At 61.7% G+C, this 9,370-nt stretch carries 6 protein-coding genes; 2 read left to right on the forward strand and 4 right to left on the reverse strand.

All coding sequences use genetic code 11. The annotated features are described in order from the left end of the window. Positions 1 to 134: 134 nt before the first annotated feature. Together FYJ85_RS08100 and FYJ85_RS08105 are read left to right on the forward strand one after the other, a co-directional pair. Entirely contained in the window at positions 135 to 1,208 is a 1,074-nt protein-coding gene (locus tag FYJ85_RS08100; RefSeq protein WP_106052729.1) for an exo-alpha-sialidase, read from the forward strand. Then, positions 1,205 to 2,101: a DMT family transporter gene (locus FYJ85_RS08105; protein WP_154417788.1), complete on the forward strand. Its 897-nt coding sequence runs from the start codon at positions 1,205 to 1,207 to the stop codon at positions 2,099 to 2,101. The genes FYJ85_RS08100 and FYJ85_RS08105 overlap by 4 nt, the downstream gene beginning before the upstream one ends. Here FYJ85_RS08105 and FYJ85_RS08110 read toward each other — a convergent pair. The 4 genes from FYJ85_RS08110 to FYJ85_RS08125 all read right to left on the reverse strand — a co-directional run bounded on the left by FYJ85_RS08110 (position 2,034) and on the right by FYJ85_RS08125 (position 8,697). Beyond that, positions 2,034 to 4,028: an alpha-amylase family glycosyl hydrolase gene (locus FYJ85_RS08110; RefSeq protein WP_154417790.1), complete on the reverse strand. Its 1,995-nt coding sequence runs from the start codon at positions 4,026 to 4,028 to the stop codon at positions 2,034 to 2,036. The genes FYJ85_RS08105 and FYJ85_RS08110 overlap by 68 nt on opposite strands. 15 nt (positions 4,029 to 4,043) lie before the next feature. Further along, positions 4,044 to 5,564 (reverse strand): glycogen synthase, encoded by a 1,521-nt coding sequence (locus FYJ85_RS08115; RefSeq protein WP_154417792.1) that lies wholly within the window; start codon positions 5,562 to 5,564, stop codon positions 4,044 to 4,046. 94 nt (positions 5,565 to 5,658) lie between these two features. After that, positions 5,659 to 8,205, reverse strand: a complete 2,547-nt coding sequence (gene glgP / locus FYJ85_RS08120; RefSeq protein ID WP_106052725.1) for an alpha-glucan family phosphorylase — start codon at positions 8,203 to 8,205, stop codon at positions 5,659 to 5,661. A gap of 189 nt (positions 8,206 to 8,394) precedes the next feature. Beyond that, positions 8,395 to 8,697: a glycogen-binding domain-containing protein gene (locus FYJ85_RS08125; RefSeq protein ID WP_158703833.1), complete on the reverse strand. Its 303-nt coding sequence runs from the start codon at positions 8,695 to 8,697 to the stop codon at positions 8,395 to 8,397. Positions 8,698 to 9,370: the final 673 nt, after the last annotated feature.

Below are 9,370 nucleotides of genomic sequence, written 5' to 3' on the forward strand. Positions count from 1 at the left end.
CGGGCATGAAGAAGTCGGATCGGCAGCTTCCCGTCATCGGCTGCGGTATCCGCACTTATTTCAGAAGCAAGGTCTCTTCTTCGTTTTTTCGTATTTTCATGTGATATCCGGGGTGAAAACAAAGGGGGCATGGCATGAATAGACTATTCAGGTTATGGGCGGGGCGAAGCATCGATCCGGCGCGGATTCCGCTGCCCGGGCACATTTCACATCACGTCATCCGCCGGGCGGATGAGCGGTACCGTTTCCTTCTGGGCGCCGATATTGCCGATTTCGGCGGAACTTTGTTCTGCGGCTGGGGAAATAGCCGCAGGGACGAGAATGACCGCTGGTCCGTCATGCGGGGCTGCCGTTCCGGGGACGGCGGCCGTTCATGGGGGGCCGCCGAACGGATTTCCCCGCCGTTGTCCCGCGGTTTTTCCTGCAGTCACGGCGTGTTTTTTCCGTGCGGAGGCCGATTGCACGCGCTGGTTCCGCAAGCCCGGTACGGCATTCCCGGCGACAGTGCTTATCCGGGGCTTCGGACGGTGCTGATGACCCTGGCGCCGGACGGCTCCGCCTGGCAGTTTTCCGGTGTGGTGATTCCGGAACCCTTCTGGCCGATGGCGCGGCCGCAGAAGTCCGCGGCCGGCAATTATCTGCTGCCCGGAATCCGCTGCATCGGAGATAAGGCGCTTCCGGCTGTCGCCGTCAGCGACGGCGAACGGATCGACTGCTGGCGGATCGTTGAAATTCCGCAGCCGCGCCGGGCAGGCGCCTGGGGGGAGGGCGGGCTTCTGGTTGACGGGAGCCAGGTCGCTTTCGTGTTCCGCAACGGCTGGAAGGACCGGCCTTTCGCCCGCATCGCCTTCAGCGGGGACTGCGGTGAAAGCTGGTCGGAAACGGCGGATACCAATTTGCCGATGTCTCCGGCGAAGCCGTGCTGCGGAACCTTGTCCGACGGACGGCGATACCTGATTTTCAACCCCGCTCCGGATGCGCGGGATACTCTGGCGGTTGCGGTTTCGGCGCCGGGCGAACTGCAGTTTCGCTCGATCTGTGCGGTCCGGCACGGAAAGTCGCCTCGGCCGCGCTTCCGCGGCTGGGGGAAAGAGTGCCAGTGGGCGTATCCGTCGGCCTGCGAGTACAACGGTGCATTGCATATCGTATACGCATCGTCCAAAGAGGATTGCGTTCTGTCCGTCATTCCGCTGGACGAATTGAAATGAGCACCGGCGGCCGTTTCCGGGCCGGGCCGGTCTGGCTGGTCGGAGCCGCGATCTGCTTTGCGCTGATGGGCATCACTGTCAAGCAGGCGGTGACGGCCGGCGGCGTGAATATTTTCCAGCTCGGACTGATCCGTTTTCTGACTGCCGCGATCGGAGTGACGCTGCCCGCATTGTTCGGCTGCTGGTCGCTGCGTGTGATCAACCGGAGCTGCTTTCTGCTGCGCGGTTTTTTCGGCGCGGCGGGAAATTTTCTGATGTTCACGGTGATCATGCTGGTCGGGCTGGGACGCGGCAGCGTCATGATGCAGCTGATGGGCATTTTCGGCGCGCTGTCCGCACTGTTTCTCCTGGGGGAAGCGATGTCGCTGCGGCTGCTGACCGCAGTGCTCGCGGCTTCGGCCGGCGTGGTTTTATGCGCGGGCGGGAGACCTTCGCTGTATGAATGGCTGGCGGTCGGAGGCGCACTCTGTTCCGGACTGGCCCTGACCTTTATCCGCAAGCTTAACCGGACGGATAATCTGCATGTGGTCTTTTTCAGCCAGAGCGTCTGCGGGCTGGTCCTGATGGCGCCGACCGTCTGTTTCGCCGGATTTCCGGCGACCCGAACCGCCTGGGCCGCCGGCCTGCTGCTGACCTTTTTTGATACGGCCGGACAGTATTTCATGACCCACGGGATGACGCGCACCCCGGTGGCGGCAGCCGGTTTCCTGCTGATGCTTTCCCCCGTGGTCAGCCTGGCCGTCGGGCTGTTCGCCTTCGGCGAAACGCTCGATTTCCTGCAGGTCTCCGGCTGCGCCCTGATTCTGACCGGCGGAATGCTTTCCGTCACCGGCGCTTCAGCACCAGCGCGGAGCGGTTCGGCAGATAGAGGCTCAGGCGCGAGTTCCGCGTAAAGTAGGTCTGGCCCGGTTCGCGCCGCGCGAAGCCGCCGAATTCCGGCGCGTCGGAGTCCAGTACCGTCTCGAATACCCCCTCCCGCACTTCGAAGGCGTAGTCGAAATACGACCTTTCCGGATGGAAATTGAAGCAGAAATAGAGATCGTCCCGCTCGAAAATCAGGATTTTCGCGGTTTCGTCGAGCCGCACCAGCTGCGGGATGCAGCGTGTGAATTCCGGACGGCTCTTCACCGTTTCGAGCATTGCCCGGTCGAAAACAGCGAGGAAGCGGTAGCGCAGATCCGGATTCTCCGCCAGCGACCAGAGCCGCCGCGCGTGCATCATGGACCAGTGGTTCCCCTCGCGCGGAAAGTCGATCCACTCCGGATGCCCGAACTCGTTGCCCATGAAGTTCAGGTATCCGTGTCCGGCCGAGGCGAGCGTCGCAAGGCGCATCATCTTGTGCAGCGCGACCGCGCGATCCACGGCGAGACTGGCGGAGGAGACGTGCATCGCGTCGTACATCGCGGCGTCGGCGAGCCGGAAAATCGCGGTTTTGCCGCCGACGATCGCCTGGTCGTGGCATTCGGCGTAGCTGATCGAACGCTCGTCGCGCCGCCGGTTGCAGAGTTCGTGGTACATCCAGCCGAGCGGCCAGTTTTCATCCGGAATGTCGAAGAGCTTGAACCACATGTCCGTCACCCCCATCGCCAGGCGGTAATCGAAGCCGATTCCTCCCGGCTGGCCGAGCGGCGCGGCGAGTCCCGGCATGCCGCTGACGTCTTCGGCGACGGTCACGGCATCGGGACGCACCGTGTGGATGACCGTGTTGGCGAGCCCGAGATAGCAGACAGCATCCTCATCCACGTCGGGCCCGAAGTAGTCGGCGTACGACGTGAAGGTCTTCCCTAGCCCGTGATGCAGGTACATCATGCTTGTCACGCCGTCGAAACGGAACCCGTCGATGCGGAATTCGTCGAGCCAGTAGCGGCAGTTCGACAGCAGGAAATGCAGCACCTCCGGCTTCGCATAGTCGAAGAGCAGCGAGTCCCACGCCGCGTGCTCGCCGCGCGCTCCCGCGTGAAAGAACGCGGTGCGGCTGCCGTCGTAGCGGCCGAGCCCTTCGACCTCGTTGCGGGTCGCATGCGAGTGCACGAGGTCGATGATGACGCGCAGCCCGAGGCCATGCGCCGCATCGACCAGCTCCTTGAACTCGTCCGGTGTGCCGAACCGCCCCGCCACTGCGAAGAAATTGGCGACGTGATAGCCGAAACTGCCGTAGTACGGATGCCCCATGACCGCCATCAGCTGAATCGTATTGTAGCCGGCCTTTGCGATGCGCGGCAGGGTTTTCACCCGGAACTCCGCAAAGCTGCCGACCTTCGGCTCTTCCTGCGCCATGCCGACATGCGACTCGTAGACGAGCGGCATGGCGGGAGCGGGCGGCGACGGATGCCGGAACGCATAGGGCCGTTCCGGCGCGTAGACCACCGCCGAGAAGAGACCGGTCGCTTCATCCTGCACGACGCAGCGGGCATAGGCGGGCACCCGGTCGCCACGGCCGCCCTCCCACTCCATAGAGAGCAGGTAGTGGTCGCCGTGGCGGAGCGCTTCGGCCGGAAGCCGGAGTTCCCATGCGCCGCCCGGCTTTGATTTCATGACGAATCCGGGGCGCTCCTCCCAGTTGGTGAAGTCTCCGCGGACGATGATCCGGGTCGCATTCGGCGCCCATTCGCGGAATACCCATCCGGCCGCATCGCGGTGCAGCCCGAAATATTCATGGCCCGAAGCGAAATCGGCCAGGCTCATGCGCCCGCCGGTCAGCTTCCGGGCGGTCTCGGCCGTCCGAAGGGTCCGGGCGGCGAGCGCGTCGCGGTACGGCGCCAGGCACGGATCGCAGGCCAGCGGCGCCGGTTCGTTGCTCAACCGGGTAAAACAGTTCATGGCCGCCGCCTTTCGTCAGTGCTGGACCAGCGGACGCGCCAGCATGTTTTCGTAGATTTTGATATACTCCTGCGCGGTCACATCGTGATTGAAGCGGAGCTTCGATTCGCGCATCACGCGGGAGATTTCCGGCTCCTTGACCTCCGGCGGCAGCGACCAGAAGCGCATCGCTTCATCCATCGCCCACATGAGCCCGCCGTCGTCGTAGGTTTCGAAGAGGAACCCGTTGCCGGTGTGGGTGTTCACATTGAGCGGCTCGACCGTGTCGTGCAGCCCGCCGGTGTCGTGCACCACGGGGAGGCTGCCGAAATACTGGCTTGTCATCTGCGGCAGTCCGCACGGCTCGAACAGCGACGGCATGAGAATGAAATCGCTCGCCGCGAACGCGAGGCGCGAAAGTCCCTCGTCGAAATCGCAGACCAGCACGCGGTCGTAGAAGTCGTGCCGGGCGACGATGTCGCGGAAGATCGGCTGATAGCTGCCGTTGGCCACGATTGCGATCTGGAGTCCCTGGTCCCAGTATTTGTGGACGACGTTGTAGAGATTGTCCGTGAGCAGCGAACACCCCTTCTGCATCGGGTCGAGGCGCGAAGGCCAGAAGAAAAGCGGCGCGTTCTGATCCTCGCGCAGCCCGGTGCGGGTCTGAAACGCGATCTTGTTGACCTGCTTGCCTTTCACGTGCGTCTCGGCGTCGTATTTGACTTCGATGTAAGGATCGGTTTCGGGCGTACTGGTTTCGTCGGGCGAGTTCAGGATGCCCGAGGCGCAGCCGGAATAGTACTTTCCGGCCATCTCGCGGCGGATGTTGTCCGGCACGAACGGGTGACGTCCCTCCACGACCTCCTTGAGGAAGGTCGGACTGACCGTATTGATGAAGTGCGCGGCGAAAATTCCGGAGGCGAGCATGTCGACCGGATTGTTCGACCGGCTTTCCTCGTAGTTCAGCGGCGGGCGCTCGTAATAGAGATTCTGCCAGAACGGCGCCGCGTCGATGCCGCGGTCTTCGATCTGGGCCAGCGTCGCCTTGTGGGTGTGGATGTTGTGCACCGTGAAGAGGCACGGAATCCCCATCCGCCGGGCAGCGGCCGGGATGAGCCCGGTCATCCAGTCGTTGCAGTGGATCAGATCCGGCTTCACGTCCGGGATGATGTTGTTGATCACCTCGCGCTGGAACGCCATCGCCTGAAGAAAGCTGTCCTTCGAATAACTGCTGTAAACCGAATCCCGGTAGTAGAAGATGCGGTCCTCCGCCAGATGAATCCGGCTGTTGTGCAGGTGGCTCATGTAGACGCGCAGCTCGTCGCTGATCAGCTTGCCGACGTCGACGTGGAACATCTTGCGGTAGTGCGGCAGTGCGACGTGCACGTCGGCTCCCTGGCGGAACAGGGCGCCGACCAGCGAGGCCGACACGTCCGCCAGGCCGCCGGCCTTGGCGTGCAGCACATTTGCCATGTTGCCCATCCCCTCGGGAAGATAGGTGATTTCAGGGGTGACGACCAGGATGGTCGGCGATTTGTAATTGGTTCTTCTCATCATGTCGGCGTTCTCCTCACTCTGCCGGAAAATTGACGGACGGCGGCGGAAACGGAGAAGCCGCCTCCTCCGTTTCCGTCCTCCGGACAACTGCGCGTCAGCGCGGCCAGCACATGAAGCCGGGCACGCTGTTGTCCCACTCGTGTCCCGCCGCCTTGATGCGGGCGGTCAGCCCGAACCGGCCGGACACGCGGCAGGTCAGTTCGCAGCTGTAGCGGTAGTTGTTGTCGTCGAGCGTCTCCGCCAGCTCCATTTTCTCCGCGCCGCTGGTGATGATCTCATTGTGCGCGTTGACGGTGCCGAAGTAGGCTTCGACTTCAACTTCTTCCGGCTTGAGCCCGGCGAGATAGACGCGGGTTGAAACCTTGAACTTGTCGCCGACATGCAGATCGGCGAGGTCGCCTTCGACGGCCGGCCGTTCGATATAGAGTTTGCCGCCGTCGAAATTCTCGACCAGCCGCTCTTTCTCGGCCACCAGCTCTTTGGCGAAGGCGGCGTCGTCCGCGGTCAGCTTCCGGTAGGAGGCGGCGGCGGGTTCGTAGAAGAAGCGGTTGTACTCTTCGACCATGCGCTCGCTCGAGAACTCCCCGAGTCCGGTCACGATCGAAGCTTTCATGCGCTTGATCCAGCGCTGCGGCAGGTCGCCGCCGGAACGCTCGTAGAAGCACGGGATGATGTCGTTCTCAAGGAGGTTGAAGAGCTGCTGCGACTCGTAGTTGTCGCGGTCCTCGTCCTCGGTGTAGTAGTCGTTGCCCTCGATGGCCCAGCCGTTTTCCCCGTTGTACCCCTCGGCCCACCAGCCGTCGAGGATGCTGCAGTTGATGACGCCGTTGATGGCGGCCTTCATGCCGGAGGTGCCGCTCGCCTCCTGCGGGCGGCGCGGCGTGTTGAGCCAGACGTCGACGCCCTGCGTAAGGCTGCGGGCCATGCCGATGTCGTAGTTTTCGAGGAAGACGAGCCGGTCCTGCACGCCGTGGTTCTCGGCGAACTGGACGAGTTCCTGGATCAGTTTCTTGCCTTCGTCGTCGGCCGGGTGCGCCTTTCCGGCGAAGATGAACTGGATCGGGCGGGTCTTGTCCTTCAGCAGCGCGATGAGCCGGTCCGGATTGCGCAGCAGCAGAGTGCCGCGCTTGTAGGTCGCGAAGCGGCGCGCGAAGCCGATGGTCAGGATGTCCGGCGAAAGCGTGTTTTTCGTCTTGTCGACCTTGACTTTCGAGCGGTCGGACAGGTAGCGGACGTTGCTCTGCAGCAGGCGGCGGGCGCGCCTGACCAGCGACTGGCGGCAGAGTTCGTGCGCCATCCAGAGCTCTTCGTCCGGCAGCGTGTTGATGCCTTCGATCAGCTGGTCGACCGGGGGATTGTGCGCCCATTTCGGAGTCAGGTAGCGTTCGTAAAGCCCCCAGAGCCGGTTCGACACCCACGACGCGATATGGACTCCGTTCGTGATGTGCTTGATCGGAATCTCCGAGACGGAGCGCTGCGGCCAGAGGTTTTTCCACATATCGCGGGCGACTTCGCCGTGCAGCTTGCTGACGCCGTTGCTGTAGTCCGCCAGGCGCAGCCCGAAGACGGTCATCGACATCTCGCTGGCGTGGTTGCGGTCGTTGATCGGGATGCCCCAGCGGATCACGCGGTTCACGTCGAGGTGCGCTTCCGCGGCGAACACGTTCAGGTACGGGCGCAGCATGCCGATGTCGAACACCTCGTTGCCGGCCGGGACCGGCGTATGCGTCGTAAAGACGTTCGAGCGCCAGACCGCCTCCAGCGCGACGTTCGGGTCGTAGCCGAGGTCGTTCACGAGGTGGGCGATGCGGGCCAGCGAAAGGAAGCCGGCGTGGCCTTCGTTCATATGGCAGACCGACGGGTCATATCCCATCGCGATCAGCGCCTTGAAGCCGCCGATGCCGAGCAGGAGCTCCTGATGCAGGCGCATGCGCTTGTCGCCGCCGTAGAGTCGCCACGAAACCTCGCGCAGATCCGGCGGGTTCTCCGGAATTTCGGTATCGAGCAGCAGCAGCGGGACGTTGCCGACCCAGAGCACCCAGACCGCCGCGAAGAGTTCGCGGTCGATCAGGCGGATGCTGATGGTGACCTCTTTGCCGTTCTTGTCGAGGCCGCGCTCGAGCGGAAGGTTGTGGATCTCGGAGACCGGGTAGTGTTCGATCTGCCAGCCGTTGCGGTCGAGCACCTGCGTGAAGTAGCCCTGGCGGTAGAGCAGCCCGACCGCGACCAGCGGCAGCGAGAGATCGCTTGCCGCCTTCAGGTGGTCGCCGGCGAGGACGCCGAGGCCGCCGGAGAAGATCCGGATGCTTTCGTGAATGCCGAATTCAAGCGAAAAATAGGCGATGGAGCGGTCTTTTTCGTTTTCGCTTTTCGGTGAGACGCGTTCGAATTCGGCCTGCACCGTGCGCAGGTGGCGGCGGTAGGTCGGGTCGTGCGCGAGCTCTTCGAGCCGCGACTGCGGAACCGTGCGCAGGAATTCCTTTGCGTTGCCGGAGAGTTCGCGCCAGAGGTTCGGGTTGATGCGGACGAAAAGCTCGATGGCCAGCGGGTGCCAGCACCACCAGATATTGTTGGACAGCGTTTCGAGAAACTTGAGCTCCTCCGGAATCCGCGGGCCGACATTGTAAAGTTGTACATCCATATGCTGTGGTTTCCTATATGATAAAAGTTCCGGAACCGGCGCGTTCCGCGTGATTCGCGGTTCGGACGGCGGAGAACTTTTACGGTTTCTGTTTCATGCTCTCCCGCCCGGCTGCTTCCGGAAAACGGGAGAGGACCGTTCGCGGCTCCGGAACTTTCTCCCGGACCGGATTGCGCCGCGACGGCGGAATCACTTCGATTCGAGTTCCAGAACGCTGTTCAGCGAACCGATGTCGTTCGGGACGAAGTTCGGGTTGCGTTCATCGATTTTCCATTCGCCGTTGATGACGAATTTATACTCGTAGACGCCCGGTTCGAGCATCATCGTGCCGGTGTAGATGCCGTCGCCGTTCTTGTCGACGAGCTGCTTGTCCGGCAGCCAGTCGTTGAAGCTGCCGGCCACGGCCACGACCTTGCCCGGCTCGTCTTCCAGAAGAAAGGTGACCCGGCGCCGGATCGGCCGGTTGGTTTTCGTCATGTTCTTGCCTGCCATAATACGCCTCCTCATGGGTTGGTGGTAAACGCCGCTCTCTGCCGCCGCCGCAACCGCGGCGGCATGTTGTTCGGATACCGCAATTCGTTATCGCCGAAGTCGTAATGAAAAACGGCAAAACGGAAACGATTCGAAAATGAATGAAAATCTTTTCCGGTATCCCTGCTACTCCTTCCTTAATATATCACCGCTTTTGATGTTGTCAAATATATTTTTCTTGTTAAAATGTTAACTTTCAATGAAAAAGAGTGTGATTGCCCTGTATGTGAAATTATGTTTTAATTTTACATCGATCCGGAAGTCTGGAGACCGGTTATTTTTATCGTTTATAAGATGTTGCGGATTGTCCGGCTGGATTTGAAAAACAGCTTGAACCCGGTTGGCCGGCTTCTGAACGGAAAAAATGAGTTTGCTTTGGACTGTATTGACTTTTTACGCCTTTTTGCCGGATTGGAAAACGGAGACCTAGCTGTTTGCCGTTCGGACGGGTATAATATGGACGGGCGCGGCGGAATCATTTGCGGAAGCCGCGCATGCTTTCAACCCCAGGGGAAGGAGTCACCATAGAGATGCGTTGGGAAAAACTTGATCTGGAAGTGTCGCTGAAGCCTTTTCAGGATCGCAGCGCGGGCGGTTACGAGCGTGTGGCGGAACAGATATTCCGGCAGTGGAA

The organism is Victivallis lenta (genome assembly GCF_009695545.1).
In the GTDB taxonomy this organism is placed as follows: domain Bacteria; phylum Verrucomicrobiota; class Lentisphaeria; order Victivallales; family Victivallaceae; genus Victivallis; species Victivallis lenta.